Below are 20288 nucleotides of genomic sequence, written 5' to 3' on the forward strand. Positions count from 1 at the left end.
GTCGACCCCGATCTCCTGCATCGCTTCGGCCGAGGCTCTGTTCAGCCGGCGCATCGTCGCCGTCGCGATCGAGAGTCCCTCGGCGCTCAGACGGCCTCGCTTCAGCGCCGTCGCGAGGATCCCGGTGCCGATCGGCTTGGTGAGAAAGAGGATGTCTCCTGGCCTGGCGCCCCGGTTCGTCACCACCCGATCGGGATGGATCGTCCCGGTGACGGAGAGGCCGAAGAAGATCTCTGGGGACTTCACCGAGTGGCCCCCGACCAGGACGGCGCCCGCTTCATGCACGACTTCGTGCGCGCCCTCCAGGATGGACCTGAGGACGTCCCAGGGTTGCTCGCCCTGCGACCAGCCGACCAGGTTCATGGCGGTGCGTGGGACGCCGCCCATCGCGTAGACGTCCGAGAAGGCGTTCGCCGCCGCGATCGCGCCGAAGTCGCGCGGGTCATCGACGATCGGCGTGAAATAGTCGACCGTCTGGATGAGGGCGAGGTCAGGCGAGACGCGATAGACCCCCGCATCGTCGTGGGTCTCCATCCCCACGAGAAGATCCGGATGGGTGATCCGGGGCAATCCGGCGAGCACCTGCTCCAGGTCCCCTGGAGCGATCTTGGATGCTCAGCCGGCGCAGGCGGCCATCTCGGTCAGCCGCTTCATCCGTTCCTTGTCCACCGCTTCTCCTTCTCGGGGCGTCGCTTGTCGCGCCTGCGCGCTCCTCGACCGCAGTCGAGCCTGTCCACCCACCGTAGCAGGACCGGCCGCGGCGCTCAACGCGGGCCGGAGGCGCCCGCCAGGAACATCCCGTCCAGGCGTCTCAGGAGATCCTGGACCCTGAACTGGCGCGCGCGCGCGCCCAACGCATCCTCCACGACCCGCCGGGTCTCGGGCCCCGAGCCGGTGAGGTAGAAGAAGGCCGCCGCTCTGCAGAGTTGCGCCTCCGCGAGAGATCGGAGCGGCTCCCCCGGATCCTGAGCCGCGACGAAGTTCAGATCGTCCTTGGCCCGCTGGAGCCATCGGCCGTGGCTATGCGCATCGTAGTAGGGCTCGTAGCCGCCGTCCTCGGCCACCCGGAGGAGAACGGGGAACCGGCAGCAGCCCGGGCAATCGTTGCTGCCTCGGATCGCGAGAAGAGAGACGAAGCGGCACTCTTCCAGGTAGTCGGGCGCGACGCGGAGGATCGGCCGCGCCGGATCGCTGCCGGGAATCAGCTCGAGAAGCGTGACTCTTCCGAGCGACAATCCGCGGGAGAGCGCGGATGGGTCGATGATCTCCGGTCCGGATGCGCTCAGCTCGACGATCTCCAACCCGGCGCACGCGCTTGCCGGACAGCTGCAGAATCTGCGCAGCGCGATCTCGGGGATGCCGTCCCGATCCAGATCGAGCGAGCCGGTCGCGTCCAGGATCGAGAGGTTGCAGACGTTCGGCCAGCGGCCGAGGGGATCCTCGATCAGCTCGAGCGGCACGGCATCCAGTCGAGGATCCCGGGGGGAGAGGATGGAGATCTCCCGGTTCCCCGTCGGGATGATCACCGCGACGGTCGATGTGTCGTCGCCATCAAGCCGCCTGAACTCGACGCGAGGAAAGGTCACGTCCTGATCCGCCCTTCCGCCGATGATCATCCCGAGCCTGCGCGAGGAGATCCCGATCCGCCAGGTCCCATGCCGCTCCGTCCGGACCAAGGACCCCTCGATAGCCTCCCAATCGCCAGGGGCAGGGATCCATGCGGTCGGGAAGCTCGCCGCGCTGTCGGGCGGAATCAGGCCGTCGATCCCCTCCCGGGCAAAGCCGGGAGCGGCGGCGACGAGAAAGGCCAGCAGGAGGGCCGGTGAAGCGAACGCGCTCATGCGCCCATGATCCGGTCTTCGGGCGGCCCGGTCAAACCCGTCCCGGAGCGGAGCGGATGCTCTCGGCGCAAAGCCGCTGGATCGCCGGCCGCCTCTGGTAGCAGAATCGGGCGATGTCCGTCCGGATGATCGCGCGGTTGGTCGCCGCGATTCCCCCACAGGGGGCCGCCATCGCCGGCTCGATCGCCGGCCCGATGATGGCGCTCCTGGCTCCATCCCGGGCGCGCGCCTGGAGGTCGAACCACGGCCTCACCGGCGCCGATCGGTCCGGGAGAAGGCTGCCGTCGGCGACGCCCTTTCGCCACCACATCCTCCTCCAGTACGAGTCCCTCGCTATGCTCGGAGGGCGCGCTTTTCCGATCGAGGTGGAGGGGAGCGATCACGCGCGCGAGGCGCTCACGAGAGCCCGCGGCCTTCTCGTGGCCACGGCGCACGTGGGCAACTGGCACCTCGGGGGAGAGGCGCTTCATCGTCTATGCGGCCGCCCCATCCATTCTGTCGCCGGCGCGCAGATGCTCCGCTCATGGACCGAGGAGCTGCGCTCGCTCTATGGCGCTCGAGGGATCCAGATCCACGACCGCTCCGGGGCGGTCGGGCGACTCCTGCGGATCCTGAGGACCGGGGGGATCGTGGCGCTCCATCTCGACGGGGATCAGCACGAGGGACGCGGGCTCGCGACCCGGGGCATCTCCCTCCTGTCCCGCCGCAGCGGCGCGCCGGTCCTGCCCGTCCTCTGCATCCGGAGCGCGGCGGGAAGGATGGTCCTTCGCATCTGGCCGCCTCTTGGAGGCGGCTCGACGGCGCCAAGTCCCGATCGTCTGGCCGACCTCCTTGTCGAGCTCGTGCGGGGGAGGGAAGGGCAATGGACTCTCTTCCGGGCGCTCGGAGACGCTGCATGAGCGGGATGAGGATCCTGATCGTCAGCCAGTCGTATCATCCCCATCACGGCGGCATCGGGGAGCATGTGCGCCATCTCGGGCTCGCCCTCAAGGAGCGCGGGCACGCGGTCCGGATTCTGACGGCGGGCCCGCCGCCCATCGGCGGCGAGCTTCCGGGCCTTCCGATCATCCGGCTGGGAAGGCGCTTCACGGTCTCGTCGAACGGGAGCAAGGCGTCCGTCGCGTGGAGCCCGCTCTACCGGGCTTCCGTCCGTCGCGCTCTGGCAATCGGGTTCGATCTGATCCATGTCCACTCTCCCCTCGAGCCGTTCCTTCCCTGGGCGGTTCTGCGCGAGGCGGGGCTTCCCTGCGTGGGGACTTTCCACAACGCCGGCCGGCCGCACGTCGGGCTTCGCCTCCTTTCGCCCTTCCTCGCACCGATGGCCATGAAGCTGCATCCGAGGATCGCCGTTTCCCGCACGGCGGCCCTCTATGCGGGAAGGCACTTTCCGGGGGAGTACCTCCTCATCCCGAATGGGGTGGACCTGGCACGGTTCCGACCGTCAGAGAACGGCCGCGATCCCGGGCCTCTGTCGATCCTGTTCGTCGGCCGCCTGGAGCCGAGGAAGGGGCTGGATGTCCTGATCGATGGGGTCGCGATCGCGGGAAGGAGGGCGGGCCGCCCCCTGAGGCTGATCGTCGTCGGCGACGGATCGCTGCGCGGCAGAGTCCTGCGGAGGGCGGCGAGGGCCGGCGTCGATCTCCGCCTGCTGGGCGAAGTCGACCCCGCGGCGATTCCCTCGATCTACCGCGACGCGGACCTCTTCGTCGCTCCCGCGCTCCATGGAGAGTCCTTCGGCATCGTCCTGCTCGAGGCCCTTGCGTCCGGGCTGCCTGTCATCGCTTCCCGCATCGATGGTTTTTCGGAGGTCCTCGACGGATGCCCGGCGGCGGCGCTCTTCTCCCCGGGGGATCCTCGCGCGCTGGCTTCGGCGATCAAGGATGCGATCGGGCGCGCGCAGGAGGGAGCGCTTCGGGACGCGGCGCGCGCTCACGCGAGGGGATTCTCATGGGGCAAGGTTTCGCTCCTCGTCGAGGGGGCCTATCGAGAGGCCTTGGGCCGCGGGGCGGCGATGGGGGAGCGGATCGTCGTCGCGGATCATGGGCGCGAGCCGCGCGCGCGCCGCGAGGAGGATGAACCCCGACGGCTCCCTTCGCCCCGCTAGGTTCGCGTTCGCGGCGCGGGGCTTCGGGAACCGGTCGGGGTCCCGGACGCTCCAGGTGGAGCGCTGCTGGCCCGCGCAGCTCGCGCCCTGTCACTCAGCGAGCGGAGCGGGTCACAGCGCGACACCAGGGTTAGCGGATCTGCAGCGAGGAGGATGGACCCCGACGGCTCCCTTCGCCCCGCTAGGTTCGCGTTCGCGGCGCGGGGCTTCGGGAACCGGTCGGGGTCCCGAATCGCGCCGCGAGGGGGGTCTCAGGCGCGATCGAACGGCCCTAGAGCCTCGCCTCCAGGCGGAGAGAGACGGTGATCTCGTCGTCCGACCCGCTCTTGCTCCTGGTCAGCTTGGGCGCCTGGCCGGGACTGACCTCCCGAGAGACCAGGTAGATGTCCTCGCTGATCGACCGCAGGGATAGATCGAGGACGCCCCTCAGGGTCTTCGTGCAGGCGCGCGAGACGCCGAGCATGAGGACGTTTTCGGACGGCCGCAGGGCGGCGAGCAACCGCTCCGCCGCTCTCGCGGCGACCTCGAGCCCCTCGGCATCGGTGTCGTAGTCGACGATATCGTAGCGGCCGAACAGCTCGATCCGGTCGGTGACATAGAAGCGACCCAGGATGCTGATGACGTCGGAGGAGTGCTCTTTGAGCGTCATCGTTGTGTCGGGCATCCCGTCGACGTGGGCGATCTCGAAGGTGGGCGTCTTCCTCGCGCGGAGGTCGTACTGGACCCCGCCGTTGAGCTTCTCGGACATGTAGAAGGCATGCGCGCCGAACCAGAGCGTCCTCTTCTCCGAGGACTTGAGCTCTAGATCGTCGGGGCCGCCGGAGGCGATCTGCGCGTATCCCCCGACCCCGAACCCCTTCGCCGGACCTTCCCGGAACGGAGTCACATAGGCTCTCCCCCCGAAGATCTTGTGCTTCGGATTGGCGGTGCCGGTCGCGACGCTGTCGACTGTCCCTCCGGTGGCCCAGACCCTGGGGTTGGCGGCGCCGCTCGCGACATCCTGGTTGAACGGGGCGCGGTTCGCGACGACCAGGTCGGTCTCCACCAGGCCGCCGAGCCAGCTCTTCGTGAGTCCGGCGCACAGGTAGGTCGTGCTGATCCCCAGGTAGCGATCGGGCACGGTTCGGGAGACGATCCGATACCCCCAGGGTTTCTCGTACCAGACGCTCGCGATTCCCTCCGTCTGTCCGAAGCGGAGCTTCGAAGCCTTGAGCCCGAGCGGATCGGAGACCACGACCTCCGCCGTCTTGAGGAACACCCTGCTCGCGCCGTCGTTCTGGTTCTCCGCCTCGAGCCGGATCCGGCCAATGTGCTTCTCGCCGAGCTGGCTCGACATCGTGAGGTAGACCCGGTCGATCGCGAAGCCGTTCCGGTCGATGGAGGCGTTCTCCTCGCTCAGGTCTTCGAGCAGGTAGCTGTACCGGCCCCAGAACGTCCCCTCGAGCGAGAGCCTGTTGTTCTTCCCCTCCACGGACTCTCCCGCCCGCGCGATGACTCCCGGCAGGCAGAGGCCGATGATGAGGCAGAGCGCCGCCGCGGCACGATTCAAGGTCATCCGATTCCTCCTCTCGACAGTCGGTAGATCTTCTTCAAGCGAGGTTAGCCGCGGCCCCGGGAGGGTCAAGGCGAAAGAGGGCCGGCGCGCCTTGGGGGCGCGGGCCTGCGAGCCGGCAGCGATCCCCCGGAGCGTCTCAGGGCCCCCGCGGTTCCCTGCGCCCCGCTATGTTCGCTTTCGCGGCGCGGGGCGCAGGGAACCGCGGGGGCCCTCGACGACAACCCCGGCGCGCTCTGCTCCGGCGCCGTCGGATCCGCCTACTTGACCTCCCAGGTCTCGCCGGCGGCGATGAGCTTCTCGATGGAGCCCTGCCCCTTCTTCCCGCGAACCTCGCGCATCTGCTCATGCACGAGCGTCTCGAGGGTCGGATGGCTTACCGCCCGGAAGACGCCGATGGGCAGGGGATTCCCCTTGCCGGCTCCGAACTGGGCGAGCTCGAACGCCATGGCAGGGTCTTCGCGAGTCTCGTCGTGGCGCAAGAGGTCTTCTTCCGCGCAATCGTCTCCGAGATCGACGATCCGTAACTCGCATTGGGCCCGCATGACTCCGCGCTTCCGGTCCTTGCCGAAGAGCAGGGGCTGGCCCTGCACGAGATGGAGCGACCTCTCGTCGCGGGACTCCCGGGCGGTCCACTCCTCGAAGGCCCCGTCGTTGAAGATGACGCAGTTCTGCAGGATCTCGATGAAGGCGCTCCCGCGATGGGCCGCCGCGCGGCGCACGATCTCCTTCATGTGCGGAACGAGGACATCGACGGTCCGGGCGACGAAGGTGGCCCCCGACCCGAGCGCGAGTGAGATCGGCTCGAACGGCGGGTCGATCGATCCGTACGGAGTCGACTTCGTCTTCTTGAACTGCTCGCTGGTGGGGGAGTACTGCCCCTTCGTGAGACCGTAGATCCTGTTGTTGAAGAGAAGGACCTTGATGTCGATGTTGCGCCGCATGGCGTGGATGATGTGGTTGCCGCCGATGGAGAGGGCATCGCCGTCGCCCGTCACGACCCAGACGGAGAGGTCGGGATTCGCGATCTTGATTCCCGTGGCCACAGCCGGGGCCCGTCCATGAATCGTGTGGAATCCGAAGGTGTTCATGTAGTAGGGGAAGCGGCTCGAGCACCCGATGCCCGAGACGAAGACGAACTTCTCGCGCGGAATGCCCAGCTCGGCGAAGACCGACTGCACGGCGCTCAGGATGGCGTAGTCCCCGCAGCCAGGACACCAGCGGACCTCCTGGTCGCTCTGGAAGCTCTTCTTGGTGAGAGCGGCCGTCCCCGTGGTCTCGCTCATGCGCGGCTCCTTCCCGTGATCTCCTCGATCTTCGTGACGATCTCCCCCTCCGTGAAGGGACGGCCCTGGACCTTGTTCAGGCCGACCGCATCGACGAGATAGCGCGCCCGAATGATCCATCGGAGCTGCCCCGAGTTCAGCTCGGGGACGAGAATCCTCTCGAAGCGCCCGAGGATCTCGCCCAGATTCGCCGGCAGAGGATGGATGTGGCGCAGGTGCGCGTGGCCCACGCGAACGCTCCCCCGCGCCCGCAGCTCGCGGATGGCGCCGTGGATGGCGCCGTAGGTCGATCCCCAGGCGACCACCAGGATCTCCCCCTCCTGATCCCCCTCCACGACCTGGGGCGGAATGTGGGAGGCGATCCCCGCGACCTTCCGCGCGCGCAGATCGACCATCCGCTCGTGATTCCCGGGATCGTAGCTGACGTTGCCCGTCACGTTCTGCTTCTCCAGGCCCCCGATTCGATGCTCCAGACCCGCCGTTCCCGGAATCGCCCAGGGCCTGCTCAATGTCTCAGGATCGCGCGCGTACGGCTCGAACCCGTCCGGTCTCTCGATGAACCCCCGGGGGATCGGCGGGAGCTTCCCGAGGTCGGGTAGGAGCCACGGCTCCGCCCCGTTCGCCAGATAGCCGTCCGAGAGGAGGAAGACGGGCGTCATGAAGACGACCGCCAACCGGCAGGCCTCATACGCCATCGCGAAGCAGTCCGATGACGTCGCCGCGGCAAGAACCGGGACGGGAGCCTCGCTGTTGCGGCCGAAGAGGGCCTGCAGCAGATCGGCCTGCTCCGTCTTGGTGGGAAGACCGGTCGAGGGGCCGCCGCGCTGGACATTGCAGATGACAAGCGGGAGTTCCGCCATTACGGCGAGCCCGATCATCTCGCTCTTGAGCGCGATCCCCGGTCCGCTCGTGGCCGTGACTCCCAGGTGGCCCGCAAAGGAGGCGCCGAGGGCCGCTCCGATCGCGGCGATCTCGTCCTCGGCCTGGAAGGTGATCACTCCGAAGTTCTTCAGATGCGATAGCTCATGCAGGATCTCGCTGGCCGGAGTGATCGGGTAGCTTCCGAAGAAGATCGGGATGCCTGAGCGCTCGCCGGCCGCCGTGAGCCCCAGCGCGAGGGCGCTGTTTCCCGAGATGTTGCGGTAGCGGCCGGGCGCGAGCCGCGCGGGAGGGACGGTGTAGCTCATCTCGAACAGCTCGGTCGCCTCCGCGAAGGTGTGCCCCGCCTTGAGGGCGAGGACGTTCGCCTCGAGGAGCGCGGGCTGCTTCTCGAACTTCTCCTCGATCCAGCGCAGCGTCGGGTCCAGCGGCCGGTTGTAGAGCCAGTACATCATCCCCAGGGCGAGGAGGTTCTTGCAGCGGTCGACGGTCCTGGTGTCGAGCCCCGTCTTCTCGAGGGCCAAGCGTGTCAGTCTCGTGAGCTCGACCTTGAGGACCCTATGGCCGTCGAGGGAATGGTCGTCGAGGGGACTGGCATCGTAGCCCGCCTTCTTGAGATCGTTCTGCGTGAAGGAGTTCGTGTTGACGATGATCACGCCGTTTCGCTTCAAGTCGGGCAGGTTGACCTTGAGAGCGGCGGGGTTCATCGCGACCAGCACATCCGGGGCGTCGCCCGGCGTCGAGATGTCGTGGGAAGAGAAGTGGACCTGGAAGCCGCTGACGCCCGGGACGGTCCCCGCCGGCGCCCTGATCTCGGCGGGGTAGTCGGGGAAGGTCGCCAGGTCGTTTCCGACGACGGCGGAGGTCGCGGTGAACTGCGATCCCGTCAGCTGCATTCCGTCGCCGGAGTCGCCCGCGAAGCGGATCACGACCCCGTCGAGAACCGCGTTCGGCTTCGGGCGCTGAAGGGTCTTGGCGTCAGCGTCCATCTTGTTTGATCCCCTTCCCTTTCGCCGGAGCAAGGTGTCCCCCCGCTCCGCTGAACGTTCAGTATTACTGTATCATCGCATTTGATCTTCTTCAATGTGCGGGGCCGGCGCCGTCCGCCGCCCGGCCCGGCCAAGTTCCGCAATTCAACCCAAGACCGAACGGGAGTATAATTTATCTTGGCTTGAAATGGATCCCGGCCGCCGCCCGGGAAGAGTCGCCAACATCCTCGAAAGGAACCTGCGATGAGACTCGCCCACCCTCTTCTTCTGGCCCTCCTCCTGCTCGGAATCGTCCTCGGTTCGGCCGCCGCCGATGTGAGAGAGATCCCGGTGCGCGGGGGGGACTCCCGCCTGACGCTCCTCGAGCGGCAGGATGATGCGCTCATCTACTCCGTCCAGATCGGCCGGCTTGTCGCCATGGACGTCGAGACGCCCGAGGGGCCCTTCACGCGCCTGATGATCCCCGAGTTCCACTGCTCGAAGAACGAGGGCTCTCCCGAGCTTCCCATGATGAACCGCTTGATCGAGATCCCGCACGGCGCGAGGGCGAGCGTGGAGGTCGTCGGGGTCTCCAGCCGGAGCATCGATCTGGGCCTGTTCGGGATCGAGAACAGGCTCCTGCCGGCGCAGCCGAGCATGCCGAAGAGCGCCGATCCGGCCGCCTGGCCGTTCGTCTATGACCGGCAGGCCTACAACGCGCCTCGCGTCGCCCAGGATCTCGTTGCGATCGCATCCCTCGGACGGCTGAGGGCGGTCGATGTCGGACGCCTGGAAGTCTCGCCCGTCGAGTATTTTCCGGCTGAGAATAGGATCGTGGTCTACGACGCGATCGAGTTTCGCGTTCGCTTCGAGGGTGCGGACCACGCGGGCGGCGACGATCTGAAGGCCCGTACGAACAGCCCCTTCTTCGAGGTCGTCTACGAGCGGCTCGACGGCTATCGGGGCATCCACGAGAACTACCCCGATCGCGTGGCCGACGTGGTGACCATGGTGATTCTCACGCCGCCCGAGTTCGAAGCGCAGATCCAGAGCTTCGTGGACTGGAAGGTGAGGCGCGGGTTCCACGTCGTCGTCGGGGTGCTCGGCACGCCCGAGGTGGGGACGACGACCGCCTCGATCCAGGCCTATATCCGCAACCTCTATCAGAACGGCACCCCGGAGCTGCCGGCGCCGAGCTTCGTTCTCTTCATCGGCGATGTCGCGCAGATGCCGACATGGACCCTGAGCGGGGATCCCTCGGATCGACCTTACTGCGCCATCGACGCCGATCTGGTGCCGGAGATCTACTACGGCCGCTGGTCGGCGACGAACCCGAGCCAGCTCCAGGCGATCCTCGACAAGACGATGATGTACGACCAGTTCACCATGCCCGATCCGAGCTATCTGGGAGAAGTGCTCATGATCGCGGGCATGGACGCGAGCCACGGATCCACCTGGGCGAACGGTCAGATCAACTACGGCACGACCTACTACTTCAACCAGGCGCACGGCATCCTGAGCCACACCTACCTCTACCCGCAGTCGGGAGGGATGGCCGCTCAGATCATCGCGGATGTGAGCCACGGAGTCGGCTACGCAAACTACACTGCCCACGGCAGCGAGACGTCATGGGCGGATCCCTACTTCGGGCAGAGCGATGTCAACAACCTGACGAACTACGGCAAGTACCCCCTCGTGGTCGGCAACTGCTGCTCGACGAGCGACTACGCATACGGAGAGTGCTTCGCCGAGACCTGGCTGCGCGCGCCCAACAAGGGAGCGATCGGTTACATCGGCGGAAGCAACTCCACATACTGGGACGAGGACTACTGGTGGGGCGTCGGCTACAAGGCGGTCTCGGCGAATCCCCCGTTCGACCCCGCCCACATGGGGACCTACGACGGCCTCTTCCACGATCACGGCGAGGCCATGGCCCAGTGGTACGTCACGAGCGACGCGCTGATCTTCTGCGGCAACCTGGCCGTGATGGAATCCGGATCGAGCAGGATCACCTACTACTGGAACATCTACAACCTGATGGGCGATCCGAGCCTGACGACCTACCTGGGCGTGCCGGAGCCGAATTCGGTCCTGCATCCCGCCACGATCTTCACGACCTGGGCCACGGTCCCGATCGAGGCCGTCCCGGGCAGCTACGTGGGTCTCACCAAGGATGGAGAGCTGATCGGCGCAGGGACGGTCGGCGAGACGGGCGCGATCGATCTTCCCATCCTTGCCGATCCGCTGACTCCCGGAACCGCGCATCTGGTCGTCATGATGCAGAACCGCGAGCCGTACCAGACCGACATCAACGTGATCGTCCCTGCGACGGTCTATATCGACCCCGATGTCATCGACGCCAACGTCGAGACTCCGATCAGCGTGGGCGTGTTCGAGTACGACGGATCGACGCCCAAGCCGGGGATCGAAGTCTGGGCGGAAGGGCTGGATTACGAATCGGGCCACGCCTTCACGGAGACCGACGGCTACTGCGAGATCACGGTCGACTACCCGTACGGGCCGACCCTCGACATCGTCGGCAAGGATCCGGCCGAGCCGTGGGAGCTTTTCCGCGTGCCGATCCAGGTCAACGCCCTGAGCCTCACCAGTCCGGATCTCTGGGTGACGACATCGATCGGACTGGTCGACTCCTTCGCCTTGAACCTCCCGGGCACTCTTCACGCCCAGCTAGGGGAAGCGGGCGCCACCCTCTGGGCATTCCAGAACGGCGCTTCCATCGCCAGCACGACGGACGACCACCTCGATCTGACCCCCGGAGCCCTCGGCGTCATCCGCGGCCTGATCGCCCTGAGCGGCTATGACCTCTATGCCGAGGAGTTCCCCGTGATCGAGGCCTTCGGCACGCTGTCCGGCCATGTCGACGCGGGCGGCTCGCCCGCCGTCGGCGCGGTCGTCAAGGGGTATGACGGACTCGGCGATCTGAGCTTCCAGGCGACGACGAACGCGCAGGGGAACTACGCCGTAGGGGACGAGATCCTGTGCGCCCTCTATACGGTCGAGGTCGACTTCTTCGGGTTCGAGCACTGGGAGGAGCCCTTCTTCGTGAACTACGGAGCGAACGTTCTCGACATCGCGCTCGTCCCCGCCCCGAGCGGCGTTCTGAGCGGAACGGTCCTCGAGGACGAGACCGACCTGCCGCTGGCGGCCACGATCAAGGTCTACCGCAGCGACACGATGGGGCTATACGCCGAGGCCGCCACCGATCCTCTCGACGGGACCTACACGACGCCCGCGCTTCCCTACTTCGACTACGTCGTGATCGCCAGGTCCTGGCATCACATTCCGGAGACGGTGAATGTAACGGTCGCGCAGCCTGTGACCGAGAGGAACTTCTGGCTCGATGTGACGAACGGCGATTTCCTCGTCATCAACGACCAGACGAGCAAGGAGTTCTCGGTCCCGGCGAAGCTCGACGAGAAGACGGGCGAGGTCCTCGCCGAGGGGCTCATCGTCCGCGAGTCGAAGGGGATCGCCGATCTTCTCACAGATCTGGAGAACATCGGATATACGTCGACTGTCGAGACGATGAGCGCCACGAACCCGGCCACCTGGTCGAACTACGATCTGCTGATCGTCTCGAGCGGCGGGCGAATCGATCCACTGGCCAATGCGGCATTTCGATCCAGCCTGATCAGCTTTGTGGATGGAGGCGGCCATCTGCTCATCGAGGGGGGAGAGGTCGGGTATGACTTCTACTCCGACTCCCAGTTCGCTCCGAGGGTGCTTCACATCAACGACTGGGACGCCGACCAGAGCGGGAACGTGACGGTGGCCGCGCCCGCCCACTACATCGTGAGCGTGCCCAACACGATTACCGGCCCGATCGCGATGAGCTACGTCCAGTACGGCGACCAGGACGCCCTCGATCCGACTCCCGACGCGGTGAAGGTCTGCTCCTGGACGTCCTACGCGGCCAACGCGAGCGTCATCGCCTATGACCCGAATCCCGCGCCGCAGGGGGGGCAGATCGCCTTCTACGCCTTCAACTACTCGACGATGGATGCGCAGGTCAGACCGCTCCTCCTGCAAAACACTCTGACCTGGCTGATGGAGCCGGAGGCGGGCGATTGCTCGGTCTCGGGGCGCGTCTTCCTGGCCGGCCAGAGCGACTTCTCGGGCGTGAGGGTCGAGGCGACTCCGAACGGCGGATCGGTCGTCACGGGACCGACAGGCGAGTATTCTCTGCCCGGGCTCTTCGCGGGCCCCTACACGATCAGGGCGAGCAAGGATGGTTTCACTGTGGCGACCGAGGCGGTCGTCCTGGCGGAAGCGCAGCAGATGGAGGGCGTGAACTTCGTCCTGCTTCCCGTTCAGACGAACCAGTTCTGCCGCCTGCCGAATCTCTCGATTCCCGACAGCTACCCGACAGGAGTGACCGATCCCATGCCTGTCCTTCTGGGCGGAGGGACGGTGAGCGGCCTGCAGGTCTATGTCCGCATCACGCACACCTACATCGGCGATCTGATCGTGCGCGTCCAGTCGCCTTCCGGCACCACGGTCACGCTGCACAACAGGACCGGCGGAACGACGGACAATCTGGTCGGATGGTATCCGAGCCAGCTTACGCCGGCCGAGAGTCTGGACCGGTTCATTGGCGAGCCGATCGATGGCGTATGGAAGCTCTTCGTCAGCGACAATGCGGGGGCCGATGTCGGGACGCTGAACGAGTGGTGCCTGCGGCTCACGTACGGTTCTCCGGCGGATGCCGGCGCGGATCTGCTTCCCCTCGAGCTGGATCTCGCGGCGATCCGGCCGAATCCGACGACATCGAGCGCCGTGATCCGCTATGCCCTTCCGGCGGCCGGGCCGGTCGATCTCGGGATCTTCGACGTCTCGGGCAGGAGAGTGGCCACTCTGGCCGCGAAGCCCATGACGCCGGGCCGCCACGACGCGATCTGGGACGGGCGCGACGACGCCGGTCGCTTCGTGGCCAGCGGTCTCTACTTCTGCAGGCTCGAGGCGGGCGGACGTGTCCTGACGCGCAAGCTGCTCTGGATCGAGTAGCGGCGCGAGACGTCTCGAAGGTGGAGCGGCCGCTGTCGCGTTGACGGCAGCGGCCGCTCAGACGATGGTCCCGGCCTCCTGTGGATCGGTCCCGCCCTATTCGACGATGACTAGCCTATCGGCTTCCGTGAAGCCGTTCGACTTCAGGCGGACCAGATAGACTCCCGACCCGACCTTTCGGCCAGCGTCGTCGCGGCCGTCCCATCGGATCTGCCCCGTAGGCGACTCGCTTCGGCCGTCGAACAGGGCGCGCACCCGGCGCCCGGCAACATCGAAGATCTCCAGCCGCACACTCGCCGGCCCTCCGACCCTGTAGGTCACGAGGGCCGCGCCCGAGGCAGGGCTCGGGGAAACCTGGAGAGATCGCCCCCTCTCGCCCGGATCCCAATCGCCGGCAAGAGCCGGATTGCATGGATTCGGCAGACAGCCATGAAGATCGGCGTGGAATTCCCCCGTGTTGTAGGCGCAGTCCATCGGGATCATGAGGCCGCACTCGGTCTCCATGCAGCAGACGGCCAACGCCGGCGGGGTGAGGGTCGCGGCCCAGACATTGTCGACATAGACGCAGCCCTGGAGGTTCGGGTCGTTGCCGGTTCCGATGATGACGGACCCGATCCCCCGTCCCACGATGCCGTGAGCCCTGTCGTCCGCGCGCAACAGGCCATCGATCCAGACGTCGAACGTTCCCGCGTCCAGATTGTGGATGATCATGATCGGGATGGATCGTCCGGAGACATACGGGCAGAGCCACTCAACGTGGCCGCTGCCGTCCACAAGGCCGATCAAGGCCGAGCTGCTGAAGAAGAGGTCCGTGAACTCCTCGGCGGCGCCGCCGTGCTCCCGCACGGAGAACCAGTACTCGTCTACGACACCGAACCTCAGCTCGGCTGCGATGACGAGGACCCCGCTCAACACCTCAGCGTCGTAGAGAAATCCAAACAACGCATGGCCCGCGGCGTATTCATCGATGTCGCAGATCTCGAGACTCGGCGTGTAGGTGGGCTCATCTCTGATCATGGCGGTTATCACGATCGGGCTCACGAAGACGGGCTCCCCGACTTCGGGTCCGCCGACTCCCACCGGCATGTCGATCGGTTTGTAGTTGAAGTTGGCCCGCAGATGGTGGACCGAGGGATAGTAGTCGGTCACGCTGAGATCGTCGACGTAGAAGCGGCCGTCGCGATCGGTGTCATAGCTGCATCCCAGGAGAACCGCGCCCACCCCGCGGTCCGTGACGCCGTGATCCTCCGAAATGATCGCCGGCGCGCCGTCCAGGTAGACGCTGTAGAGGCCGGTGTCCATCGCGAAGAAGATCCAGACGCGGTAGTGCCTCCCGGTCTCGTAGCTGCCGATGACGCCGTTGTCACCGTTGGCATCGCTGCAGGAGACAGCGCCCGATTCGGCGAAGCGGAGATTCAAGAAGCTCCTTGCGGAAGTCCCTTGCTCGCGGATGTAGATGAAGAACTGCTCATAGGCCGGAAACCAGAGGTTCATGGAGATGACGAGACCGCCGGCCGTGACCTCTTGGCTCTCGAGGAACTCGAACCGGAGGTTGCCAGCGCTTGTCGTGCTGTTGTCCATGATGTCGAGGCACGGGGTCGGCATGGCGCCTCCGCGGACCGTGTCCGCGACACCGATTCTCGACACCGGCTCGCCGAGGGCGGCTCCTCCCATTCCGATATGGAGGCCCACGAGCTTGTCGTCGAAGTCAGCCTTGAGATAGACAGTGGCGCTCGCGGCAGGGGCGAGCAGGGCTGCAGCAGTCAGGAGCAGGACAACAAGAACGAGGGGGGATCTCATGGCGGCTCTCCTTCGCTCCCAGCTTGGTGGGCTCGGTTGTGTCAGGGTTCGGACGGGACCTTGTTGAACCGAGTATGATTGGTGCCTTTCGACATCGGGAGTCACCTGAGCAGTACGATGCGATGACTGACGTAACGGCCTCCCACGCCACCTCTTACGAAGTAGACTCCCGAAGCAAGAGGCAGCCCGTCGTCGCTTCTACGGTCCCAGTGTATGACGTGAACTCCCTCTCGCAGCGTTCTTTGGCCAAGCAACCGCACCCTGCGACCGGCGGCGTCGAGGATATCGATCTCGGCGGAGATCGGTCGGACAACGGACACGAGAATCTCCACCGCTCCCGCCGAAGGCGTCGGATAGACGGCAAGGGCCAAACCAGGCAGGGGAAAAGTCCCCTCGTCCACGCTGCCCGCAGGTGCGGGAAAAGCCTGATATCCCAGCAGTGCCGCCACGCCGAACCCCGCGACGTTCGGGTACTTTTCGCTGGCCGGATCCGCTGTGTCACGAATCCCGCCGTCCCCATCCAGGGTGTTATTGATGAGCCAGTCCACCGACTGCGTTGGAAACGGCTTACTCAGGCCGGTGGCAGACATGGCGTACATCAACACGCTCATACTGAAACGAGGATCCCCAGGGTAGCAGACGAGGCTTCCGTCGGCTTGCACGCAAGCCGACAGCCAATCGAACGCATCAAGATTGTATTGGTTTGCTCCAAAAACCCATGGCAGATAGCCCTGGGGGAAGACGCCGTCGAAGCCATCCAGCTCGGAAGCGAGGCTGCCATCCTCATACATGCCAACAGCGTACCTTCCGTCCGAGGCAAGGAAAAACGTCCCCGGCACTTGCTCTTCCAGGTGGCCGGCGGCATCGCGATAGCGCGTGTCGCCGTAAAGCTCCCAGCCAGCCCGCATGCCCAAGTACACATCGGCCTGGTCGGCAGCATAGCAGAAGGGCCAGAGATGCCATTGGCCGTCTGCGACCCATCGCTGCCATGAGCTGTAGAAGAACCCGTCGGGGCTTTGGTTTCCTGCGAGGACGAAATCCAATGCAGCACGGGCGTTCGCGTCGTACTCTTGGGCAAGTGCATCCGAGCCGGAGAGCACCGAATGCAGGTACAGCAGGTAGACGAACAGCGCGCTGGTGGCGTCCACGCCACGCACGTCCATGATCGCCGGGTCATCCGGCGATGTTGGCACAGGTTGGTAAGGAGGCGCGGATGAATAGGCATAGAACCAACTGCCGCGCCATTGAGCGTCGGTCATTTCCTCGGCGGCGGCGAGCCATCGGATGCCCAGTTCCAACGCGGACAGATAGGCTGGGGAACCCGCATAGTGGAACGCTGCGGCGAAGCCTATGAGTGCGTATTCCATGTTGGAGTCAATGTTCACGGTCTCGCCGTTCGGTACATCCGGAATCGCGCCGTTGGCGTCTTGCTGATTGAGCAGATAGTCGACGATGAGCAGGGCTGTGGCCGGGTCGTACGGAGGTGCGGCAGGAGCTGGTGCTCCTGTAGCAAGACAAGACCACAGGAGAATCCCCGCCAAGCAGCAGGAGAACTTGGCATGACGAGTGCTGACGTTTGGCATCATACCTGACCCTCCGCAGAGAGGGGTGCCGGTCCAACCCTGGGATGATAGCAGATTCCTCGCCTGTCTTCAGCATCCCGCATCTACCCTTCTCCTGGACACCGGGCGAGGATCCGGCTAAGAAGAGTGTGTCGACAAGGGAGGAGCCATCGAATGCGCTTGGGACTTGAAGGGAAGGGAGCCCTCGTGACGGGCGCGAGCGCGGGACTCGGCCTCGGGGCGGCCCACGCGTTGGTCGAGGAGGGGGCGAGTGTCGTCCTCTGCGCGCGCGGCGAGTCGCGGCTCTCAGCCGCGGTCGAAGCCCTCTCCCGGATGGGTCGGGGCAAGGTCTCGGGAATCGTGGGGGATGTCGCGGTGCCAGCAGAGCCGGCGCGGATCTTTCGCGACGCCGAGCGGGCCGCGGGGCCGATCTCGATCCTCGTCGCGAACGCCGGCGGCCCAAAGCCGGGCTTCCTCGGGGATCTGTCGGAGTCGGACTGGGAGGCGGCCTTCCATCTCACCCTGATGAGCGCCGTCCGCCTGGCCAAGGCCGCCCTTCCGGGGATGGTCGAACGGGGGTGGGGGAGGATCGTCTTCATCACGTCGGTCTCTGTCAAGCAGCCGATCGATGGGCTCCTCCTCAGCAACACACTCCGTCCCGGGGTCGTCGGCTTCGCCAAGTCGCTCGCGCGCGAAGTGGGGCCGCGCGGCGTGACGGTCAACTGCGTCTGTCCCGGGCCATACAACACGGAGCGTATCGTCGAGGTTCTTGAGAGGCGCGCGGAGAAGGCGGGGATCGATCTCGAGGAGTCGAGGCGCCGCTATCTGGAAGATGTGCCGGCCGGCCGGTTCGGCGAGCCGATCGAGCTGGGGCGCGCGATCGCGTTCCTGGCGTCGACGGAGGCCGCGTTCGTCAACGGCGTGGCGCTCTCGGTCGATGGCGGGAGCGTGAAGGGGCTCTTCGGATGATGTCGAGGAAGTGGTGACCATGGGATGGTTCGCGGCCCTGAGGAGCGAGGCGGATCCGATCTGGAGGGGGATCCACGGCCACCCGTTTCTCGCGGAGCTATCGGCCGGCTCTCTGTCGCTCGATCGCTTCCGCTTCCTCATCCGGCAGGACTATCCCTACCTGGCGGAGTTCAGCAGGGTCCTCGCGCTGGCGGTCTCCCGGGGCGGACGGCTTGCGGAGATGGCCTTCTTCGACGATCTGCTCCACGCGACGCTCTCGAGCGAGATGGAGCTGCATCGAAGCTTCTGCGCCGAGCTCGGGATCGCGCCCGAGGATCTCGAGTCGGCGCGCCTCGCCCCGACGGCCTTCGCCTACACGCGCCACATGCTCGCCGTGGGCGCGCTCGGGACGCAGGCGGAGATCGCGGTCGCCCTCCTGCCCTGCACGGTGAGCTATGCGGAAATCGGCGCGCGACTGGGCCGGAACCCTCCGGCGGGGGCTCCGCACTTCGCGCGCTGGGTCGCGGCGTATGCCTCCGAGGAGTACCAGGCGATCGCGAGCCGCTTGATCGCCCTCGTCGACGGTCTCGACGGGCGTGTATCGACCGAGGAGCGGGCGCGATGCAGGGAGCACTTCCTCGTGGGCTCCCGCTACGAGTGGCTCTTCTGGGACATGGCCTACCGGATGGAGGACTGGCCTACCTTCTGAACCTCTCCCGCTGGCCGAGGAGATACGGATCCTCTGGAGCGATCCGGATCGCGCGCTCGATCGTCGAGAGCGCCTCCTCCCGGCGTCCCATCCGGAAGTAGACCTCCGCCAGAGTGTCGATGATCTCCGCGCTCTCCGGCTCGAGCTCGACGGCGAGCTGCGCTGCCCGCAGGGCCTCTTCCATGTGGACATTCCCGAGGGCGCAGAACCAGGCGAGCGAGTTGAGCTCCTGGGCGTCCCGGCGGGGCCCCGAGAGGTAGCCGCTCAGCGTCTCGCCGATTCGCTCGCGCTCCCGCCGCGCGTTCTCCTGCTGGCCCAGCGAGTCATAGAGGGCCGCATAGCGAGTGTGCGCCTGCAGCAGATCGCTCACCTGATGGATGCGGAAGATCCGCTCCAGCTCGTCGATCGGCGCGGGGTGGTCCTCGACGCGGAGATCGACGTAGCGCGTCCGGTACTCGGGGTAGAGATCGCTCGGCCGGACGACGAGCAGCGCGGCGGACTGCTGTCCGCGGCGATCTCCGCCGGCCGCCTGTCCGGCCTTCAGCGTCGCGATCAACCTCTCGGCCAGCTCGCCCCTCGTCTCGCGGAAGGCGCGCAGCATGGCGCTCACGACCTCGGGTCCCGCCAGGATGTTCCCCTGGATCGCGATTCCCGGCGCCGTCGTGTCTCCCGCCCAGGGGGAGCAACCCGTGCCGGTGTGGGAGATCGATCCGCCCTTCGCGTCGACGATGCCGACCTGCCGGCTCTCGCGACCCGCGTCCGGCGCGAGAAGCTCGCGAAGCGTCTGCCCGGCGTCTCGTCCGGCGCGCATGAGGTCGAGTCCCCGCGGACCGAACGACTCGTTCGTCTGCGACTGCGTCGCGATCGCTCCGACTCCCGCCTCGGCCCAGGAGACGGCCGAGCCGACACTGAAGGCCCGGGACTCGACCGCGACGCCGATCTCTCCCGTTTCGGGATCGAGGGCCACGATCGAGAAGGTGCCGGCTTCCTCGATGGCTCCGCAGGGAGCAGCGATCATCATCGCGCCCGCGAGGAGGACGAGAACGAGGCGGCGCGACTGTCGCGGGGCGGACGGTGCCCCTCTGTTCCTCCGGCCTTCCATCTCGCTGGCCGGTCGCTCGAATGCGGTCATGCCAGTCTAGCCCTCCCCAGCGACTTGCCGCGGGAATCTCCCTTCCCTCGCTTCCCTCATGATCGCCTTGAGCGGCTCCGGGAAGTCGTTGGCTAGAACCCATGTGATGTAGTCCGGATCCGACTCCATGACGTCCCGCACGGACCTTCCCTGGTGCCGGCCGAACGCGAAGCAGGCGTTCCCGTCCCGCCACTCGAGCTTGCGATCCGGATCCACATATCGGTCGGCGGCGCGCCTCGACGCCGCCGCGAGTCCCGCGATCGTGACGTCCAGATCAGGATAATGGCCGAGCTGCGCGAGCAGGACATCGAGCGTCGCTTCCGCGTCGGCCTCCGCTCCGTGGGCGCCCCCATGGTCCTTGCCGAGGTAGAAGCGGACGGCCGCGCTCAGATCGCGCGGCTCCTTCTTGTGGAAGATCGTCTGGACGTCGACGACCGCCCGACTCTCCATCGGGAAAGGCTGCCCGCAGCGCGAGAACTCGA

Annotated in this window: 14 protein-coding genes; 5 read left to right on the forward strand and 9 right to left on the reverse strand. The window is 66.4% G+C overall.

Annotated elements, in window-relative coordinates; translation table 11 throughout:
- Positions 1 to 654: selenide, water dikinase SelD (selD, locus tag FJY88_05780; GenBank protein ID MBM3286843.1), on the reverse strand; the 654-nt coding region annotated here is incomplete at its 3' end.
- 110 nt (positions 655 to 764) lie between these two features.
- On the reverse strand, positions 765 to 1841 hold the full coding sequence (locus tag FJY88_05785; GenBank protein MBM3286844.1) for a hypothetical protein: 1077 nt from the start codon (positions 1839 to 1841) through the stop codon (positions 765 to 767).
- A gap of 113 nt (positions 1842 to 1954) precedes the next feature.
- On the opposite strand from FJY88_05785, the gene FJY88_05790 reads away from it, so the two are divergent.
- Together FJY88_05790 and FJY88_05795 are read left to right on the forward strand one after the other, a co-directional pair.
- Positions 1955 to 2740 (forward strand): lysophospholipid acyltransferase family protein, encoded by a 786-nt coding sequence (locus FJY88_05790; protein ID MBM3286845.1) that lies wholly within the window; start codon positions 1955 to 1957, stop codon positions 2738 to 2740.
- Complete coding sequence (locus tag FJY88_05795; GenBank protein ID MBM3286846.1) at positions 2704 to 3945, forward strand: glycosyltransferase family 4 protein; 1242 nt, start codon at positions 2704 to 2706, stop codon at positions 3943 to 3945. The genes FJY88_05790 and FJY88_05795 overlap by 37 nt, the downstream gene beginning before the upstream one ends.
- A gap of 271 nt (positions 3946 to 4216) precedes the next feature.
- Here the strand turns inward: FJY88_05795 and FJY88_05800 are convergent, their stop codons facing one another.
- The 3 genes from FJY88_05800 to FJY88_05810 form a co-directional block, all read right to left on the reverse strand.
- Positions 4217 to 5500 carry a hypothetical protein gene (locus FJY88_05800; GenBank protein ID MBM3286847.1) on the reverse strand — a complete coding sequence of 428 codons (1284 nt, stop codon included), beginning with the start codon at positions 5498 to 5500 and terminating at the stop codon, positions 4217 to 4219.
- Positions 5501 to 5757: 257 nt separating this feature from the next.
- On the reverse strand, positions 5758 to 6783 hold the full coding sequence (locus FJY88_05805) for a 2-oxoacid:ferredoxin oxidoreductase subunit beta (protein MBM3286848.1): 1026 nt from the start codon (positions 6781 to 6783) through the stop codon (positions 5758 to 5760).
- Positions 6780 to 8651, reverse strand: a complete 1872-nt coding sequence (locus FJY88_05810; protein ID MBM3286849.1) for a 2-oxoacid:acceptor oxidoreductase subunit alpha — start codon at positions 8649 to 8651, stop codon at positions 6780 to 6782. Before FJY88_05810 ends, FJY88_05805 begins: the two co-directional genes overlap by 4 nt.
- A gap of 243 nt (positions 8652 to 8894) precedes the next feature.
- Here FJY88_05810 and FJY88_05815 point away from each other — a divergent pair, with 243 nt between their 5' ends.
- Positions 8895 to 13655 carry a T9SS type A sorting domain-containing protein gene (locus tag FJY88_05815; protein MBM3286850.1) on the forward strand — a complete coding sequence of 1587 codons (4761 nt, stop codon included), beginning with the start codon at positions 8895 to 8897 and terminating at the stop codon, positions 13653 to 13655.
- A gap of 96 nt (positions 13656 to 13751) precedes the next feature.
- Here FJY88_05815 and FJY88_05820 read toward each other — a convergent pair whose 3' ends face one another.
- Positions 13752 to 15455 carry a T9SS type A sorting domain-containing protein gene (locus FJY88_05820; GenBank protein MBM3286851.1) on the reverse strand — a complete coding sequence of 568 codons (1704 nt, stop codon included), beginning with the start codon at positions 15453 to 15455 and terminating at the stop codon, positions 13752 to 13754.
- Positions 15456 to 15556: 101 nt separating this feature from the next.
- Entirely contained in the window at positions 15557 to 17041 is a 1485-nt protein-coding gene (locus FJY88_05825; GenBank protein ID MBM3286852.1) for a T9SS type A sorting domain-containing protein, read from the reverse strand.
- Positions 17042 to 17191: 150 nt separating this feature from the next.
- Between FJY88_05825 and FJY88_05830 the strand changes: the two genes are divergently transcribed.
- Positions 17192 to 17986: an SDR family oxidoreductase gene (locus tag FJY88_05830; protein ID MBM3286853.1), complete on the forward strand. Its 795-nt coding sequence runs from the start codon at positions 17192 to 17194 to the stop codon at positions 17984 to 17986.
- Positions 17987 to 17999: 13 nt separating this feature from the next.
- A complete protein-coding gene (gene tenA / locus FJY88_05835; protein MBM3286854.1) occupies positions 18000 to 18674 on the forward strand; it encodes a thiaminase II in 675 nt (224 codons plus the stop codon).
- On the opposite strand, the gene FJY88_05840 is transcribed toward tenA, so the two are convergent.
- Together FJY88_05840 and FJY88_05845 are read right to left on the reverse strand one after the other, a co-directional pair.
- On the reverse strand, positions 18664 to 19806 hold the full coding sequence (locus tag FJY88_05840) for a DUF1028 domain-containing protein (protein ID MBM3286855.1): 1143 nt from the start codon (positions 19804 to 19806) through the stop codon (positions 18664 to 18666). The genes tenA and FJY88_05840 overlap by 11 nt on opposite strands.
- Before the next feature lie 6 nt (positions 19807 to 19812).
- Positions 19813 to 20256 (reverse strand): hypothetical protein, encoded by a 444-nt coding sequence (locus tag FJY88_05845; GenBank protein ID MBM3286856.1) that lies wholly within the window; start codon positions 20254 to 20256, stop codon positions 19813 to 19815.
- Between the last annotated feature and the right edge of the window lie 32 nt (positions 20257 to 20288).

Source organism: Candidatus Eisenbacteria bacterium (genome assembly GCA_016867495.1).
Classification (GTDB): Bacteria; Eisenbacteria; RBG-16-71-46; order CAIMUX01; family VGJL01; genus VGJL01.